20 protein-coding genes are annotated in these 15,580 nt (G+C 55.2%); 10 read left to right on the top strand and 10 right to left on the bottom strand.

Features of this window, described 5'->3' with window-relative positions; genetic code table 11:
- Positions 1-14: 14 nt before the first annotated feature.
- Positions 15-977, bottom strand: coding sequence for a GlxA family transcriptional regulator (locus BM323_RS15635; RefSeq protein ID WP_008108779.1), 963 nt, complete (start codon positions 975-977; stop codon positions 15-17).
- A gap of 113 nt (positions 978-1,090) precedes the next feature.
- Between BM323_RS15635 and BM323_RS15630 the strand changes: the two genes are divergently transcribed.
- Complete coding sequence (locus BM323_RS15630; RefSeq protein WP_008108777.1) at positions 1,091-1,732, top strand: HD domain-containing protein; 642 nt, start codon at positions 1,091-1,093, stop codon at positions 1,730-1,732.
- Here the strand turns inward: BM323_RS15630 and BM323_RS15625 are convergent.
- Positions 1,704-2,927, bottom strand: coding sequence for an MFS transporter (locus BM323_RS15625; RefSeq protein WP_008108775.1), 1,224 nt, complete (start codon positions 2,925-2,927; stop codon positions 1,704-1,706). The two genes, BM323_RS15630 and BM323_RS15625, sit on opposite strands and share 29 nt — an antisense overlap.
- A gap of 137 nt (positions 2,928-3,064) precedes the next feature.
- Here BM323_RS15625 and BM323_RS15620 point away from each other — a divergent pair, with 137 nt between their 5' ends.
- On the top strand, positions 3,065-3,688 hold the full coding sequence (locus BM323_RS15620) for a TetR/AcrR family transcriptional regulator (protein WP_008108774.1): 624 nt from the start codon (positions 3,065-3,067) through the stop codon (positions 3,686-3,688).
- Between the two features lie 8 nt (positions 3,689-3,696).
- On the opposite strand, the gene BM323_RS15615 is transcribed toward BM323_RS15620, so the two are convergent.
- Positions 3,697-4,812: a metallophosphoesterase gene (locus BM323_RS15615; RefSeq protein ID WP_008108773.1), complete on the bottom strand. Its 1,116-nt coding sequence runs from the start codon at positions 4,810-4,812 to the stop codon at positions 3,697-3,699.
- A 125-nt stretch (positions 4,813-4,937) separates the two neighbouring features.
- Here BM323_RS15615 and BM323_RS15610 point away from each other — a divergent pair, with 125 nt between their 5' ends.
- Complete coding sequence (locus BM323_RS15610) at positions 4,938-5,291, top strand: MmcQ/YjbR family DNA-binding protein (protein WP_008108772.1); 354 nt, start codon at positions 4,938-4,940, stop codon at positions 5,289-5,291.
- Here BM323_RS15610 and BM323_RS15605 read toward each other — a convergent pair.
- Positions 5,275-6,273, bottom strand: a complete 999-nt coding sequence (locus BM323_RS15605) for a class I SAM-dependent methyltransferase (protein ID WP_008108771.1) — start codon at positions 6,271-6,273, stop codon at positions 5,275-5,277. The two genes, BM323_RS15610 and BM323_RS15605, sit on opposite strands and share 17 nt — an antisense overlap.
- 111 nt (positions 6,274-6,384) lie before the next feature.
- Here BM323_RS15605 and BM323_RS15600 point away from each other — a divergent pair, with 111 nt between their 5' ends.
- On the top strand, positions 6,385-7,263 hold the full coding sequence (locus tag BM323_RS15600; RefSeq protein WP_008108770.1) for an AraC family transcriptional regulator: 879 nt from the start codon (positions 6,385-6,387) through the stop codon (positions 7,261-7,263).
- Here the strand turns inward: BM323_RS15600 and cybB are convergent.
- Together cybB and BM323_RS15590 are read right to left on the bottom strand one after the other, a co-directional pair.
- Positions 7,260-7,799, bottom strand: a complete 540-nt coding sequence (gene cybB / locus BM323_RS15595; protein ID WP_008108769.1) for a cytochrome b561 — start codon at positions 7,797-7,799, stop codon at positions 7,260-7,262. The two genes, BM323_RS15600 and cybB, sit on opposite strands and share 4 nt — an antisense overlap.
- Before the next feature lie 91 nt (positions 7,800-7,890).
- Entirely contained in the window at positions 7,891-8,385 is a 495-nt protein-coding gene (locus BM323_RS15590) for a MarR family winged helix-turn-helix transcriptional regulator (RefSeq protein WP_008108768.1), read from the bottom strand.
- A gap of 219 nt (positions 8,386-8,604) precedes the next feature.
- Between BM323_RS15590 and BM323_RS15585 the strand changes: the two genes are divergently transcribed.
- The 3 genes from BM323_RS15585 (at position 8,605) to BM323_RS15575 (ending at position 10,815) form a co-directional block, all read left to right on the top strand.
- Positions 8,605-9,753, top strand: coding sequence for an MFS transporter (locus BM323_RS15585; protein WP_008108767.1), 1,149 nt, complete (start codon positions 8,605-8,607; stop codon positions 9,751-9,753).
- A 96-nt stretch (positions 9,754-9,849) separates the two neighbouring features.
- Positions 9,850-10,353: a DUF1543 domain-containing protein gene (locus BM323_RS15580; RefSeq protein WP_008108765.1), complete on the top strand. Its 504-nt coding sequence runs from the start codon at positions 9,850-9,852 to the stop codon at positions 10,351-10,353.
- Between the two features lie 39 nt (positions 10,354-10,392).
- Positions 10,393-10,815 carry a nucleotide triphosphate diphosphatase NUDT15 gene (locus BM323_RS15575; RefSeq protein ID WP_008108764.1) on the top strand — a complete coding sequence of 141 codons (423 nt, stop codon included), beginning with the start codon at positions 10,393-10,395 and terminating at the stop codon, positions 10,813-10,815.
- On the opposite strand, the gene BM323_RS15570 is transcribed toward BM323_RS15575, so the two are convergent.
- A complete protein-coding gene (locus tag BM323_RS15570) occupies positions 10,812-11,273 on the bottom strand; it encodes a GNAT family N-acetyltransferase (RefSeq protein ID WP_008108763.1) in 462 nt (153 codons plus the stop codon). The two genes, BM323_RS15575 and BM323_RS15570, sit on opposite strands and share 4 nt — an antisense overlap.
- 42 nt (positions 11,274-11,315) lie before the next feature.
- Complete coding sequence (locus tag BM323_RS15565) at positions 11,316-12,011, bottom strand: B3/B4 domain-containing protein (protein ID WP_008108762.1); 696 nt, start codon at positions 12,009-12,011, stop codon at positions 11,316-11,318.
- A 43-nt stretch (positions 12,012-12,054) separates the two neighbouring features.
- Between BM323_RS15565 and BM323_RS15560 the strand changes: the two genes are divergently transcribed.
- Entirely contained in the window at positions 12,055-12,657 is a 603-nt protein-coding gene (locus BM323_RS15560) for a helix-turn-helix domain-containing protein (RefSeq protein WP_008108761.1), read from the top strand.
- On the opposite strand, the gene BM323_RS15555 is transcribed toward BM323_RS15560, so the two are convergent.
- Entirely contained in the window at positions 12,654-13,400 is a 747-nt protein-coding gene (locus BM323_RS15555; protein WP_008108760.1) for an SDR family oxidoreductase, read from the bottom strand. The two genes, BM323_RS15560 and BM323_RS15555, sit on opposite strands and share 4 nt — an antisense overlap.
- 99 nt (positions 13,401-13,499) lie before the next feature.
- Here BM323_RS15555 and BM323_RS15550 point away from each other — a divergent pair, with 99 nt between their 5' ends.
- On the top strand, positions 13,500-14,402 hold the full coding sequence (locus BM323_RS15550) for an AraC family transcriptional regulator (protein ID WP_008108759.1): 903 nt from the start codon (positions 13,500-13,502) through the stop codon (positions 14,400-14,402).
- Here BM323_RS15550 and BM323_RS15545 read toward each other — a convergent pair.
- A complete protein-coding gene (locus BM323_RS15545; protein ID WP_008108758.1) occupies positions 14,399-14,821 on the bottom strand; it encodes a DUF2000 domain-containing protein in 423 nt (140 codons plus the stop codon). The two genes, BM323_RS15550 and BM323_RS15545, sit on opposite strands and share 4 nt — an antisense overlap.
- A 235-nt stretch (positions 14,822-15,056) precedes the next feature.
- On the opposite strand from BM323_RS15545, the gene BM323_RS15540 reads away from it, so the two are divergent.
- A complete protein-coding gene (locus tag BM323_RS15540) occupies positions 15,057-15,521 on the top strand; it encodes an Lrp/AsnC family transcriptional regulator (protein WP_008108757.1) in 465 nt (154 codons plus the stop codon).
- The last annotated feature ends 59 nt before the right edge of the window (positions 15,522-15,580 follow it).

Genomic DNA, 15,580 nt, shown 5'->3' with positions numbered 1-15,580 from the left:
CATGAATGGCGACCCTACGATAACCGCGTTATTTTTCGGTATGCGGCGGGTGTAATGCCGGTTAGCCGGCTGAACACCCGCCGCATCACGTCAGCGCCGGAAAATCCGCACTCTAATGCCAGCGTTTTTGCTGGCAGCGATTTCTGCTCCAGCAGCTGTTTCGCTTTGGCCACGCGCTCACGCTCCAGCCATTGCCCCGGCGTCATTCCCAACTCATTGCGAAACAGACGCGTCAGATGCCTTTCACTGATCGCCATATGTTCTGCCATCATCGCCACGTTTTTTACCTGCGCCAGATGCGCAATCACCCAACGCTGTAATTCCTGCAACGTCGAACGGCCGCTCAACGACGCGCTATTGCTGCGCATAAAATGCGTCTGATTGACCGGACGACGGAAAAACATCACCAGATGCGCAGCGATCTCAATCGCGACTTCACGTCCAAGATCTTCTTCCACTAGACGCAGCGCTAAATCCAGCCCGGACGTAACGCCTGCAGCGGTGCGCACGCGCCCATCTGTCACGCACAACGCATCGGCATCCACGATTACATCTGGAAAGCGTGAAGCCAGCAAAGCTGAGCTTTCCCAATGCGTGGTCACGCGTTTGCCGGCTAGCAAACCGGTACGCGCCAGCAGCAGCGCGCCGCTGCACACCGAACCAAAACGCTGGCTGCGCATGCATAAACCGATCAGCGCATGCAGCAGGCTGTCATCGGCAGCAAAATCTTCTATGCCTGGCGCGCCCGCGATCAGAAAGGTGTGCGGCGCAAAGTTCTGTGTGTCAGACAGCTGCAAATCTGCGCTAAGGCGCACGCCGGATGATGCATGAATTTCGCCGCTATCAACCGCGATAATGCGTGGCGTATAAATCTGCCGCTGTAGCAGGCGGTTGGCTTCGGCAAACACATCCAGCGGGCCGCAGACGTCGAGTAGCTGCACGCCCGGCACCGCCAGAATCGCTATTTCATGACGCATTCAATTCCTCATGTCGCAAAACATCACAATGTCTTTAATCGTCTGTAATGGTCACTTTAAGACTTTTAGCCTGCGCTTTATGGTGGAAAAAGACAACCAAGCGGAGAGAGAAAATGAGTTTGAACATCACTGGCATCCACATCCCGGACAGCAAAATGGCGCGCGAAGCGACGGAGTTTGTGCGCGATACCGAATCAGAGTTGCTGTTTAACCACTCCAGCCGCGTCTATTACTGGGGCGCGCTGGCGGGACAGCAGCGTGGACTTAACGTGGACCGCGAACTGCTGTATATCGGCTGCATGTTCCATGACATTGGTCTGGCGCACGAACACTGCAGCTGCGATAAGCGTTTCGAAGTGGATGGTGCCAATGCCGCGCGGGAATTTTTGCGAGGCTACGGCATCGCGCCCAGCGATATCGACAAGGTGTGGACCGCGATTGCGCTGCATACCACGCCGGGAATCCCAGAGTTTATGGCGCCAGAAATCGCGCTGGTAACCGCTGGCGTGGAGATGGACGTGCTGGGCATCGGCTATGAGAAGTTTACTGAAGAGGAGATTGGTGGCGTGACGGCAAACTATCCGCGCCCGGCGGCGTTCAAGGAGGAGATTATTCAGGCCTTTTATGATGGCATCCGGCATAAACCGGACACCACTTTTGGCAATGTGAAAGCCGATGTGATTAAGGATAAACAGCCGGATTTCTCACCGCTCAATTTCTGTAGCGTTATCCGTCAGTCTCGCTGGCCGGGCTGAGTGTGGTTTTCGCCCGGCTGTTCTCAGCCGGGAAACCCTGTTTAGCACGCAACGCAATCCCTAACGCGACCAACAGCAATAGCAGAATCGCCCACGGAAAAGATTGGGAGCCGACATGTTCAAGCAACATTCCGCCCGTCAAGCCGCCGAGGGCGATAGCGCTGTTCCAGGTGACGACATTCATGGAGAGCGCAACATCGGCATATTCACCGGCGGCATCTGCCAGCGCCGTTTGCAGCAGCGTTGCGGCTCCGCCGAAGGTGAGTCCCCAAACGGCAATTCCCACATAGATTACGGCGGGTGTTGGTGTACTCAGACCAAAAATCACTGACACCGTAGCAAAGATGGAGAGTGACAGCAGCACAGCCTTGCGCAGATGGGTATCAATAATTTTGCCGGTAATGAATATTCCGCCCAATGCCGCAATGCCAAAGATCAGCAGCACCACATCCACGCGATGCGCCAGACCAGCCGAAGCAACGAACGGCGCGATGTAGGTATAGAGAATGTTATGCGCCAGCATCCATGTCAGCACCACGCCGAGCACGGCACATACGCCGGGGAGTCGTAATACCGCGCCGAGCGGCATTCTTTGCGTGGCAGATTGGCCGGGATAGTTCGGCACAGCCAGCAGAATCCAGACAATAAGAATGATAGAAAGCCCGGACATAGCGGCAAAAGTCAGACGCCATCCCAGCAATGATCCCATCCATGTTCCGGCTGGAACACCGAGTGAAAGGGCGATTGGCGTGCCCACCATGGCGAGCGCCAACGCGCGTCCCTGCAGTGATGGAACCACCATTCTCCGCGCATAGCCTGCAATTAAACTCCACGCTAAACCTGCTGAAGCCCCAGCAAAAAATCGCGCTATTAAAATGATGACGACGTCAGAAGAGACGGCGGTGAGTGTGTTAAACAGCAGAAATCCGCACACGGTGCTTAGCAGCACAGCCCGGCGCGACCAGCTTCGGGTCAGCAATGTCAGCGGAATCGCGGCCAGCAGTGAACCGGCTGCATAGGCGGTAACCCATTGTCCGGCCAGCGACGGGGAAATATTGAGTCCCTGACTGATTTGTGGCAGCAAACCGGCGGGTATGGTTTCGGTCAAAATGCAGATAAAACCTGCCATTGCGAGCGCTAAAAGCGCCAGTATCGGCAGCCGTTGGGCTTCTTTATGCTTAAACGTTGAATTCATTATTTAGCCTGCTTGTGGTTTGCAACAGCGCCGCGAAGCGCCATGGATATATATATCGATCGGTATTTATATTGCGTAGGCAAGCTGTGCGTTGTCAATGAATTCTGTATCGATTAGTATAAATAGCGGAGGACGTGATGATGAGAACAGGCAGACCAAGACAATTTGACCGTGATGAAGCGGTGATTAAAGCGATGCACCTTTTCTGGGAAAACGGCTATGAATCAACCTCGCTGGCGCAGCTCAAAGCCTCGATAGGCAACGGCATAACCGCGCCAAGCTTCTATGCCGCGTTTGGATCGAAAGAGGCACTCTTTGCTGAAGCCGTGAACTGTTATTTGCAAACCCATGCACAGGTTACGGAAGCCTTATGGGATACCAGCGTTCCCGCCCGCCAGGCGCTGGAAACTGCGCTGCTCAACTCCGCCAGAATGCAGTACGATCCTTCGCATCCGCGCGGATGCATGGTTGCGCTGAGCGTGATGTCTTGCAGCTCCGATGAAAACCGCCACGTGTTAAAACCGCTTGAAGCATCGCGGATGCGTACTCGTGAAGGGATCAAGCATTGCGTTGAAAGAGGGATCAGCAGCGGTGAATTGAGAGATGAGGAAGAGACGCTTTCCCTGGCGGTGAGCTTCAACAGTTTTATGCTGGGCATCTCGACGCTGGCGCGGGATGACGTTCCTCTCGCCGAAATTGAGCGGGGAATCGCCCAGATGATGAGGTTATGGGATGCCTCGCAGACAACCCCACAACCTTAAACAACGCGTTACGGTTTGCGCTGCAGCGTAATGCGGGTCAACTCTGATGGTCGGCCCAACCGTACCGCCATGCCAGGCCAAAGCGCGGTGCCGTTATTAACGTAGAGTTGCATACCATCCACCTGATACAGCCCGGAGACGAAGCCTGCATTGGGTTTGGCAAACAGGCGGTCGAAGCCAATGATCAGGCCGCCGTGCGTATGGCCGGAGAGTTGCAGATCGATGTTTTTGAGCGCGTTTTGACGCGCGTTGCGCGGTTGGTGATCGAGCAGGATTACCGGCGCATTTTCCGGCGCACCGGCCAGCGTCTTTTCCAGATCGGGGCCGACTGCACCACGTCGTGAAGCTGAGGTATCCGGCATGCCGGCGATCACCAACTCGGCGTTATCGCGCTTAATTACCGTGTGGCGATTGAGTAACGGTTCCAGGCCCAGCGATGCCAGATGCGCGGTCCAGCGCTCCTGCTCAAAGAAATATTCGTGATTGCCGGTAATCGCATAAACACCATCGCGGGCATGCAATCCGCGCAGCGGCTCGACGTCCGCGCGCCGATTCTGCAGCGTGCCATCAATCACATCGCCGGTTACCAAAATCAGATCGACATCCAGCGTCATGGCTTTTTGCACCAGCGCGCGCGTCCATTTCTCATTGAAGAGTTTGGTGATGTGCATATCGGTCAACTGCAACAGTTGATAGCCTTCGAATTCGCGCGGAAGGTTGTCGATCTCAATGGTCACATCTTTGATCGGCGGCACGCGGATAGCCTGATAAACGCCAACCGTGGCAAGAATCAAAGCAAAGGCCGCCGCCACATAACGCACTGCCGGCACGATTTCAAACGGATGACGGAACAACAGCGAAACCAGCGCCACCATATCAATCACAAACTGCGTCAGCGCGAGAAACAGTACGGCGCTGAAACCCCAGTTGAACAGGATGACAATCGCGCGCGGCATTTCTGGTGAGAACATGCTGCCAGAGGTAAAACGGCTCACCAACAGATACTGCGAAGCCAGTAACACCAGCAAAGACAGAATGATTTTTAACAGCAATGGCATGGCTAGCGGGAACAAAAATCGGGCGATCACATACCAGCTCGGTATGCTGAAAATCAGATGAAACATCACTCACTTCCCTGGTTTAAGGGCGCTGATTTAGCGCAAAAAATCAATACGCAGTGTAGCCTTAACTGATTACTATTGTGGCTTCGCACGTGCTTTATTTAGGCGCGATTCACCACGGAGGATGCATGCAACGCCAGCAGCTGTTCGACTACATTAATCAGCACTATCAGGTAGAACCCGATTATCCGTGGAAAAAGCACAGTGAATATGCGGTGCTGCGTCATCCGCGGCACCGCAAGTGGTTTGCGCTGGTGTTCCCGCTGGAGAGTCATAAACTCGGTTTGCCGGATGGGCCGGTTATCGATGTGATGAACATCAAAGCGCGTCCCGAACTCATTGGATCGCTGCGCCGGCTGCCCGGCGTTTATCCGGCTTACCACATGAATAAAGAGCATTGGCTGAGCATAACGCTGGAGAACGGCTTGCCGGATAGCGAGATTCTGGCGCTACTGGATGACAGCTTTAGTCTGACGTTTTAGGCTTGCGCGCCAGCAGTACATAAAGCGGTGACATTGGGAACGGTTGCAGCCGCTGTTGCTGTTCAAGCACAAATCCCACTTGTTGTAACTGAAGTGCCAATTCGCCCTCTTGCGTGACACTGTAACCACGCATCATCAATGGCGTGAAGAACGGCAAGATGCGGCGCGCGTCGGCTGGGTTGCAGGGCACTTCAGCATGCGCGCTGATCAATAATCCGCCCGGCCTGAGCTGTTCAAACCATTTCCTGAGCATCGCTTCTCTATCCTCGATGAAATAGAGAAACGAAGAACTCCAGATAATATCAACCTGTCGATTTTCCGCGAACTGCGCCAGCGCGCAACAGCGATCGGTTAATCCGGCTCTTTCGATATTGCGCTGTGCCACAGTGGCGGTTTGCGGCAAATCGAGCACCACCGCTGAAAGATGGGGAAAACGCTGCGCCAGTGCGATGGCGATCAATCCCGGCCCGCCGCCCATATCCAGCAACAGCGCCGGACGCTGAAAATCGGCCAATTTATCCGCAATCGCGCAGGCGGTATCGGCGCTGAGCGCGCGTTGCTCCTGCGCAATTTGGTGCAGCGCGGCATCGGCCCAGGCGGTATCGATTTGCAGCGGATCCTGCCAGCCGGGCGCGGCTTGCTGCAATAACTGCGGCAGACGCGTAACAAACTGCTGCAATGTTTGATGACGATAGCGCCACGCAGCGCCGATATAGCGCTCGCCTGCGCGGCACAAGTATTGACGTGCATCAGATGCGACAAAATAGTTTTCTCCTTCACGCGAAAGCAGTTCACTGCTCCACAACAGCCTGAGCAGATGTTCAACCGGCGCGGTTTGCCAGCCGCAATGCTCAGCTACCTGCGCGGCATTGGCGGGAAGGTTGAGGAAATCAAATAGTTGGTTGTCGAATGCCAGCGCAATCGCGCCGTTCAGCGCCTGCTGCGCCAGTAAATCATCGAGAATGGGTAACGGTGAAGACATGGCAGAATCCTGGGTCATTGAGTCAGAACAACAGACTAGCCTTTCACTCAAATGCAATTTATTCTCATTTGTCTGCGATACGGCGGATTAACTCTGCGCGAGGATGATGGGATGCAAAACAGAATGCTGCACTGGCGGCAACATACGCCGCAACTGGGCGATCTGCGCGTGCGCCAGCTGGATTTGGCGCGTGGTATGCGGCTGGTGCAATCAGATTATCGTCCGTTGGCGGCGCTGACCGAATCGTCGCAAGCCGTACATCTCCAGCCGCAGTTGGTGCTGACCTTTGGTCTGAGCGGAGAATCGCGTTTCCGCGCTGGCAGTGGTCACGAAGTTGCCTTTAGCGCCGGACACCTTACCGTCACCAGCTTTCAGCACAGTGCGGGCGAGCGGCTATATCGCGCAGGCGAACGCGTGCAGCAGTTGCGTTTGATTCTTAATGTCGCCAGCGCTAGCCACTATTTTGGCGATGAGCAGGCTGAACGACTGTTCCAGCCGCAGCTTAAACGTCATCTTTTCAGCCGTTTTGGTCACGCCACGGTGGCACAACTTGCGCAGATTAATGACGATCCGTTGATGCTGGAGATTCAGGCGCTAAGCCTGTTGGCGCTGCATCGGCATCAACTACAGCTGCAATGCAGCGATGTGACAAGGTTGCATCCGCATACCGTGCAGCGTCTGGAGCAGGCGCGTGAATGGATGTGCAAACATCTGTCGCAACCCTTTGCTTTATCAACATTAGCCACAGCCGTGGGATTAAGTGATTACCAGTTGAAGAAGGGCTTTCAGCAGCATTTTCGCTGCACGCCAGGAGCGATGCTGTTGCAAATGCGCATGGAGCACGCGCACACCTTGCTGGAGCAAGGATTTCAGGTTGCGCAGGCAGCGTGGCAGGTTGGCTATCAACATCCACGTAATTTCAGCGTGGCGTTCCAGCGCTATTTTGGCCGCCCGGCAAGTGCGATCACCGGGCGGAAAAAGAAGTATTAACGTGATCGACGCGATGGCATCATGCGTACTAATGTGTTGTCTTTGAAGAGATAATGATGTGCCAGCGCGGCAACGGCATGAATGCCGATCAGCCAATAACCATAAGGCGCGAGGGTTTCATGCCAGCCCGCAATCGTGTCGGCGAAATCCGGATCCGGATCGCCACTCACCGGCATCGGAATGCCGAAAATCCACCAGGTTCGTCCCATATAGAAACGCGACAGAATCCCCAGCGTCGGTAAGACGATGAAAAACACGTAGATCGCCAGATGCATCAGATGCGCCAGGCCGGTTTGCCAATGCGGCGGCTTGGGAACAATCGCCGGGCTGCGATGGCGAAAACGCAGCAGGATGCGTGACAGCATAATCACCAGCACACAGCTCCCTGCGCCGAAGTGACCAATAATCATCGCAAAGCCTTGCCACGAACCGCGCGTCGCCAATCCACGAAATTCCATGGTGCAATACGCAGTGACGACCAACAGGAAGGTCAACCAATGAAGAAAAATCTGCGATGGGGCGTATTTATTGCTCATCTCTAGTCCGTAAAAATGCCTGGCGGGACGACTACTTTAAGGGAAAATGTGCTGAATTAATTCATATTTTGACGCATCAGCAACAGCATTTTTACTTTTCCGCTTCAGTTGCTACCAATAACTGACTTAGCAAGGTTTTCAACTGCGCTTGCTGCGAGGCATCCAGCGTTGCCAGCAGGCTATTTTGTGTTTGCGTATGCACCAGCAGCGCTTGCTCGATCTTTGCTAATCCCGCATCGGTGAGCGCCACCAGCATGCTGCGCTTATCCTCGGGATCGGCAACGCGCACAATCGAACCCACTTCTCCCAGCCGATTGAGCCGATTGGTCATTGCGCCCGATGTCACCAGCAACGATTTATACAGCTGCGTCGGCGATAAGCGATAGGGTGCGCCTGCGCGTCGCAGCGTCGCGAGCACATCAAATTCGCCATCGCGAAAGCCAAACGGTGCCAGCGCTTCAGCGCGGGTTTTCGCCAGATGTTTCATGATGCGCAGCATGCGGCCAAAAACCGCCATTGACGACGCATCCAACTCCGGCATCGCGCTGGCCCACTGTTGCACCACAAAATCGACATGATCGGTCAAACGGCTAACTCCTGAGTTTCATGTGAGAAGGTGCGCATGAATGCGCACCCTACGAAAAACGCACAATCCTTTGTAGGGTCGCCATTTATGGTGACCGAAAAACGCGCCATTTATGGCGACCACATCTCATCCCCATTTGTTGCTTTGTGCGCATGGGCTACTACTGCTCCAGAAAGTATCTTAACGTCAAGATACTTTTAGTGTGCAAGGAGATGCAAAGTGAATCGTACTTTACCTACGGTTGGGATGTTTGCCTTACTGGTTTTTATTATCGCACTGAATTTACGGCCGATTATGGCGGCGATGGGGCCGCTGTTTCCGCTACTGCAGCGCGACGTGCAGCTTAGTGCCACGCAGCTTAGTCTGCTTACTACGTTGCCGGTGATCATGATGGGATTGGCGGCGTTAGCCGGTCCGCTGCTGCTGCGTCGGCTCGGCGAAGTGCGCGGTATCGCTGCCGGATTGGTGCTGCTGGCGCTGGCGAGCATTGCGCGTGGATTCGACCAATCCGCCACCATGTTAATTATCAGTGCGCTGGTCGCGGGCAGCGGAATAGGTTTAATTCAGGCTTTAATGCCCGCGCAGATAAAACGTCACTTCGGTGCAAAAGCCGGCACGCTAATGGCGCTGTTCACCACCGGAATTATGGCGGGTGCAGCGATTGCCGCCGCCAGCGCCGCGCCGTTAGCCAATGCGCAAGGTTTGGCGTTAACACTGGCGATTCCGGTCGTGCCGGCAATCATCGCGTTGTTGTTGTGGCTGACGATTTCACGTGGCATCGCGCCGATACAAAGCACTCAACCTCCACGTGCCGCTCGCTCAACGCGTGCCTGGCTGTTGATGATCTTCTTTGGCATCGGCACCGGCGCGTACACCTTAGTGCTGGCGTGGCTGCCGCCGTTTTATATGCAGCACGGCTGGCGACCGGAGCAGAGCGGCTACGTGCTGGGCGCGCTGACGCTGACGGAAGTGGCTGCGGGCTTTGTGCTGTCGGCGCTGATCCATCGCTTCCGCGATCGTCGCCGTCCGTTGCTGGTGGTGTTAACCCTGATTCTGCTGGGTTTGATCAGTTTGCTAACGCTGGGCGGCGCGCAGGCATGGCTGCCGACTTTGCTGCTGGGATTGGGCATTGGCGCGCTGTTTCCCCTCTCGCTGATCGTCACGCTCGACCACGCAAATACGCCGGAAGAAGCGGGCGCATTGCTCTCATTCGTGCAGGGAGGCGGCTACTTGCTGGCGGCATTGATGCCGCTGATCGCCGGTATCGTGCGTGACCGCGCCGCTTCACTGGATAGCGCGTGGGTAATCATGAGCGTGGGTATTGTGCTGCTGATGGTGATGGCGCTGCGCTTTAAACCGCATAGATAACCGGCATTGTTGCGGCATGAAAAGGTTGTCTCGTTATGTATGTTGTTTTATAACGCACCACACACTCTTCTTTGTTCAACAAAAGGAAATGACTACGTGAACCTGTTCATCTTTTACGTTGGCGGTAATGCCGGAAAATCCAACATCGAAGTGCACGACATCCAATTCGTTGCCGCTGAAAAACCTCAAGACGCCTGGCCCGCATTGCGTGAAGCCTGGTTTGGCGATGCCGACAAAATCCACGTCGATGGTTATGCCCGCATTACCTGGGCCGATGGTCATCGCATTTCGCTGTCGGCAGAACCGGCAACAGGCAGTAAAAAGCTTTTCTTTGTCAATGCCGGTGCTTACCATCCTTCGACGCTGGCGGAACTGCATGCGTTCGATCTGTTTGTGGCGGAGAACGTCAAAGAGGCCAAAGCCAAAGGCTTAGCGAACTTGCTGCCCGGCGCAGATCATCAACACAAAGACAATCTCAAAGATGTGGATGATTGTTTGCTGCTGGAGAAGGTGGGCGATCTCTACATCCATCTTACGCCAGACGCCAATGGCGAACCGTTCCGCCCAGAATGGCAAGGTTATCAACCCATTGGATCGTAGGGGCGTCATTCATGACGACCTGGCAAACAAGGAGCAACTATGTCACCACTAGTGGGAATCGGCGTTTTAATTTTCCGCGACGGGAAGCTGTTATTAGGACAACGCAAAGGTAGCCACGGCGCGGGCGACTGGTCTGCGCCGGGCGGGCATCTGGAGTTTGGCGAATCGCCGGAATCTTGCGCACGTCGTGAAGTGCTGGAAGAAACCGGCCTACAGCTTGGCGAATTGCAGAATGGCGCGTTCGTTAGCGATGTGTTTCCCGAGGTCAACAAGCACTACATCACGCTGCTGATGGTAGCGCAGGATGCTATCGGCGAACCACAGTTGATGGAGCCAGAAAAGTGCCACGGCTGGCAATGGTTTGCCCCGGAAGATCTACCGCAACCGCTGTTTGCGCCGCTGCGCACCTGGATGGCACGCGATGGAATGGCGGCGTTAAAGGCGTTGGCAAAATCGACTTAGAGCACCAGCTTCATCACCGTAACTTCTTCATCAGCCATCACGCGCTGCTCCACATCTTGCCAGCCGAAGCGGCGATAGAGCGCTTGTTGATCCGGCGTATACAGCCACAACGCGCTAATTCCACGCAAACGCGCTTCAGCAATTAAGCGCGTTACCAAAGCGCTCGCCAGCCCTTTACCACGATGTTCGGCAGCAGTAATCACTTCGCCGAGCCAAAATTCGCGCTCGACGATATCACTCAGTTCGTAATGAATAATGCTGGCGGTCGCCATCAATTCGCCATCGGATGTGGTGGCAACCAGCGTCAGCGTTTTTGCCTCCGCGTGATTGCGCGCCTGCAAACGCTGCTGAATCACCGCCGCATCACGCCAGTTGGGGAAATCCGACCATTCGCGATGCAGCATTTGCGTCACTGCATCCAATAACTGTGGCTGTTGCGCCAGCAGGCTGATGTGCATTCAGATTCCTAAAGGTGGCGGGCGAGAGTGACAACATAGCGGTTAGCTATTGATATTGCCAAGCAAACGGCGCTCGATACTGGCGCCAGGCATCATCTGCTGAATACCGTGCTCCAGCATATCGCCCGCTTGTTGCAGTGATTCGAGCGGCATCGCTGGTAAACGTTCCAGCACAAACCACATCTGCGCTTGCTCAATGCTGAGACGCGTGCGCACGCCTTGTCGCCAGTTCCAGCGCCGACAGGTTACGCCTGCGTCATCCCGCCATACCACTTCGCCAGGTTCTGGAGATTCATGGCTCAACACGCCTTCTTTATAGACATCGAAGGTTTCGCTGCCATCGGCGCGCGTCAGACGCGGGTTGCCGACGTAAGCGGCCACATTCTCACCGCCGACCGGAATGGCGAAACGAATGCTCACTGCATTGTAGAGATCAACGATCGGATCGATGGCAGCCATAGTTCCGTCGCGCTGCACGCGCTTGCGCAGCGCATCTGCTGAACAGGGCGTTCGCTTCGGTTTAGCGCCAAAGCGTTTGAACATCTCAGCCCATTGCGTCAGATGTGCATCCGCCCACGGAAAGTCATCCTGCAACATGTCGCGACACGCTTGCGCTAAGGCTTCTTCACCAACTTGCGGACGCTCCACTGGCGCAGCCTGAACTAAAATGCTGAGCGCGGTAAAGTCAGGCGCTAAGGAAGAAACGGAAGGATCGATTGACGGGCTAAAGGCGAACATAACATAATCCTGTAATGACTAATTTATTCCATGATAGTGACCGATGAAGACGAAAGTCAATAAATTGACCGAAACAGGTTCTGACATCGACTACGTCAGTGCCGCCGTTTCAGCCAGCGTCAAAAGCTTCCGCCAACAGCAAAAACTGTCGCTGGATGAGTTGTCACGCCGTGCGGGCGTCAGTAAAGGCATGTTAGTTGAGATTGAGAAAGGTAGCGCAAATCCCAGTATCGCCATTCTGTGCAAAGTGGCGGCTGCGCTGGGAATATCGGTGGCCGATATTGTGAATGTTACCGCCGATCCGCTCGCGCATCTGGTCGCTGAAGAGGACATTCCGGTGCTGTGGCAAGGCGACAAGGGCGGCACGGCGCGTTTGCTGGCGGGCACCCAAGGGCCGGATATGATCGAGCTGTGGCGTTGGAAGATGTTTCCCGGCGAACAGTTTGCCTCGCCGGGCCATCCGCAGCGCACTTACGAACTGCTGCATGTCGAGCAGGGCGAACTCACGCTGAAGGTTGATGAACAGCAGTTGCAGGTGCCGCGCGGCAGTTCAGCGGTGGCGAAAACCGCTGCGCCGCACAGTTATGCGAACCTCGGCGAACTGCCGCTGATTTTCACCATGGCAGTCGCCGAAATTCACAGTTAACCCACCTCGTTCGCCAACGCCACCGCATCTTCGCCAGCGGGAATGCGCATCGGAGCATGTGGATCGGTCGCCGCGCGCCACACCGCTTCGGCCACATCCAGCGCTTTGGTGGTCGGTTGTGGTTGATGCATTGCGCTGAACACGCCATCTAACAGCGGCTGATACGGCTCAAGCTGCGTGTTCTCCATGCGCGACATGGCGTTCTTGCCAAAATCGGTGGTGGGCGCCAAACCTGGCAGCACCAGACGCACGTTGATGTTGAACGGCTGCAACTCCAAAGCCAGCGATTCGGTAAAGGCGTTCACCGCCGCTTTACTTCCGGTGTAAACCGCCAGCAGCGGCAGAGATTTCAGCGTCACCGTTGAGGTCACGTTGATCACCGTGCCGCCTTGTTTCGCGCGGAATTGTGGCAGCACAGCCTGCGTCAGTGCGATGGTACCGAGCGTGTTAGTCTCAAACACGTCGCGCACCGTCGACATCGGCGTGCCTTCCAGAGATGACAGCACGCCAATTCCGGCGTTATTCACCAGCACATCGATATCGCCCGCCGCAGCGACGGCACTTTCGATGCTGGCGGCATCGCTAACGTCCAAGGGCAGCAGACGCAGATTTTCCGACGCCGGGAATAGGTCGGCACGCGGAGTGCGCATGGTGGCGATCACTTTCCAGCCACGTTCCAGAAAATAGAGCGCGGTGGCGTGACCAAAGCCGGAAGAACAGCCGGTGATTAGAATCGTTTTCATCTTTCACTCCTGCATTGCATTGGGGTAGACGATCACTATAGAGTCAACCAACTGGACTCACTACAACGCAAAGTCCAGCTTTCATTCGCAGGAGTCCAAATGATCGATCCCTTAGCGGAAATGGTATCGCTGTTGCAGCCGCAAGCGGCGTTTTCCAAACGCGCGCGTGCTAATGGCCGCTGGCGCGTGCAGCGCAGTGAAACCGGTCAGCCGTTCTATTGTCTGGTGCTGGAAGGTCGCAGCCAGTTGAAGATGAAAGGGCATCCGCCCATCACGCTGGAAGAGGGCGATTTTGTGCTGATTCCGGCGGCGTGGGAATTTTGCATGACCAGCGCGGAACCGCCTGCCGACGATGCGCCTGAAAGCACGCCACAGATGCTCGCGCCCGGCGAATTCTGGATTGGCGATCAGCAGCAGCCCGCCGACGTACAAACACTGATTGGTTATTGCCAGTTCGGCGCGCCTGATGCCGGATTGATTGTCTCGCTGCTGCCGCAGTTTATTCACGTGCGCGGCGAATCGCGCCTGACGACGCTGGTCCAGTTGGTGATGGACGAGTGCCGCGCGCAGCGTCCGGCGCGTCATGTGGTGCTGGAACGTTTACTGGAGCTGCTATTAATCGAAGCGCTGCGATCGATGCCGATCTGCAACGCGTGTCCGGGCGTGATGAGCGGGTTAGCCGACGAACGACTGGCGGCAGCAATCCGCGCTATCCATGCCAATCCTGCGCACAGCTGGACGGTGGCCGAACTGGCGAAAGCCGCCGCGCTGTCACGTTCCTCTTTCTTTGTGCGTTTCCGTGAAGCCGTTGGTGTAGCGCCGATGGTTTACCTGCTGACGTGGCGCATGGCGCTGGCGAAAAATCTGCTGCGCGGTAAAAGCATGGCGGTGGCAGAAGTGGCGGAACGCGTCGGCTATCGCTCCGCGAGTGCTTTCAGCGTGGCATTCAGTCGCTACGTAGGCCAGCCGCCTGCGTGGTTCGCCGCCGAAGAGGATGTTTAACGATAAAGCTTCAAATTGCCGGTTAAGCGGGTAATTTTTTTCTTTGGGCCGATCAAACCGATCGCCACCAACTCAATCTGACCGCTGTGCGCGTCAGTAATACGCTCGCCATATTCTTCGTAGGTTTTGCAGGATTGCGCCAGCGCGCTGAACGGCATCGCAAAGATCTCGCTATCCGCGCTGCTAATTTGCTGCAACTCGCGCAGGTAATTACCATCCGCCAATAACACCGGCAGCGGCGCGTAGATGACGCCGGGATAATTCACGCCATCCTGGCTTTGCTGATCCGGCCCCACCAAATTTCCAATCAATTTTCCAAAACTAATGCCGATAACGCTTGAAGCGTTCATCGCCAATCCGGCGGGCAGTTGCTGATCGATCACGATGGTGCAGCGATGGGTGTTTGCGTCGAAATCCATGATTCAGGCTTCACTTTGAGTGGGTTATAGGTACGCGCCGCGCATAAATGCGTGCGCCGTAGGGTCGCCATTCATGGCGACATGGCCACATCCGCGCAATGACTCTGTCGGTAATCACCAGACAAAAAGTATGCCGCAACCCCAAAGGAAAGTGCTTTCTGAATACGTTGCAAAAGGAACTGATTAAGGATAAAAAATCCCTTAATTGCCAATCTATGGAAAGGATTATCCACTTATGAGTTTAAGCAAGACAGATATCAAAATCCTCCAGCAGTTGCAGCAGGACGCGCGCATCACCAACCAACATCTCGCCGACGAAATTGGCCTCTCCGCATCGCCAACCTGGCGCAAAGTGCGCAAGCTGAAAGAGGACGAAGTGATTCAGGGCTATCGCGCGGTGCTTAATCGAAAAAAGATTGGCCTTAATGTGATGGTGTTTGTACGCGTCACCATTGATAGCCACAGCGAAGCCGAAGCGCGCAAATTCGAACAAAAAGTCATGGCGCTGGATAATGTGGTTTCCTGCTACAGCATCGGCGGAGATGCGGATTTCTTATTACAGGTGGTGGCCGCGGATATGGATGCGTATGCGGAATTCGCCATGTCGGTTATTCGTAGATTGCCGGGGATAAAGGAGATGCAGAGTATGTTTGTGTTGAAGGAGATTAAGGGATTGGCGGCGTGGCCTTTGGAGAAATAAAAGCATCGAATAAATCATAACAAATAGATGAAGGTTTGATTAAATTCCACGAATTCTAC

Origin of the sequence: Pantoea sp. YR525 (assembly GCF_900116775.1) — a bacterium.
GTDB lineage: Bacteria > Pseudomonadota > Gammaproteobacteria > Enterobacterales > Enterobacteriaceae > Pantoea > Pantoea symbiotica.
The sequence above is the reverse complement of the archived record's forward strand: the minus strand, read 5'-3'. Positions and strand labels throughout refer to the sequence as shown.

What these genes read in the sequence shown, in the direction of transcription:
- BM323_RS15600 (WP_008108770.1), top strand. Translation starts at nt 6,385, where the DNA reads ATGCAAAACAGAATGCTGCACTGGCGGCAACATACGCCGCAACTGGGC.
- BM323_RS15620 (WP_008108774.1), top strand. Translation starts at nt 3,065, where the DNA reads ATGATGAGAACAGGCAGACCAAGACAATTTGACCGTGATGAAGCGGTG.
- BM323_RS15540 (WP_008108757.1), top strand. Translation starts at nt 15,057, where the DNA reads ATGAGTTTAAGCAAGACAGATATCAAAATCCTCCAGCAGTTGCAGCAG.
- BM323_RS15605 (WP_008108771.1), bottom strand. Translation starts at nt 6,273, where the DNA reads ATGTCTTCACCGTTACCCATTCTCGATGATTTACTGGCGCAGCAGGCG.
- BM323_RS15630 (WP_008108777.1), top strand. Translation starts at nt 1,091, where the DNA reads ATGAGTTTGAACATCACTGGCATCCACATCCCGGACAGCAAAATGGCG.
- cybB (WP_008108769.1), bottom strand. Translation starts at nt 7,799, where the DNA reads ATGAGCAATAAATACGCCCCATCGCAGATTTTTCTTCATTGGTTGACC.
- BM323_RS15560 (WP_008108761.1), top strand. Translation starts at nt 12,055, where the DNA reads ATGAAGACGAAAGTCAATAAATTGACCGAAACAGGTTCTGACATCGAC.
- BM323_RS15610 (WP_008108772.1), top strand. Translation starts at nt 4,938, where the DNA reads ATGCAACGCCAGCAGCTGTTCGACTACATTAATCAGCACTATCAGGTA.
- BM323_RS15570 (WP_008108763.1), bottom strand. Translation starts at nt 11,273, where the DNA reads ATGCACATCAGCCTGCTGGCGCAACAGCCACAGTTATTGGATGCAGTG.
- BM323_RS15555 (WP_008108760.1), bottom strand. Translation starts at nt 13,400, where the DNA reads ATGAAAACGATTCTAATCACCGGCTGTTCTTCCGGCTTTGGTCACGCC.
- BM323_RS15635 (WP_008108779.1), bottom strand. Translation starts at nt 977, where the DNA reads ATGCGTCATGAAATAGCGATTCTGGCGGTGCCGGGCGTGCAGCTACTC.
- BM323_RS15615 (WP_008108773.1), bottom strand. Translation starts at nt 4,812, where the DNA reads ATGTTTCATCTGATTTTCAGCATACCGAGCTGGTATGTGATCGCCCGA.
- BM323_RS15575 (WP_008108764.1), top strand. Translation starts at nt 10,393, where the DNA reads ATGTCACCACTAGTGGGAATCGGCGTTTTAATTTTCCGCGACGGGAAG.
- BM323_RS15550 (WP_008108759.1), top strand. Translation starts at nt 13,500, where the DNA reads ATGATCGATCCCTTAGCGGAAATGGTATCGCTGTTGCAGCCGCAAGCG.
- BM323_RS15625 (WP_008108775.1), bottom strand. Translation starts at nt 2,927, where the DNA reads ATGAATTCAACGTTTAAGCATAAAGAAGCCCAACGGCTGCCGATACTG.
- BM323_RS15565 (WP_008108762.1), bottom strand. Translation starts at nt 12,011, where the DNA reads ATGTTCGCCTTTAGCCCGTCAATCGATCCTTCCGTTTCTTCCTTAGCG.
- BM323_RS15545 (WP_008108758.1), bottom strand. Translation starts at nt 14,821, where the DNA reads ATGGATTTCGACGCAAACACCCATCGCTGCACCATCGTGATCGATCAG.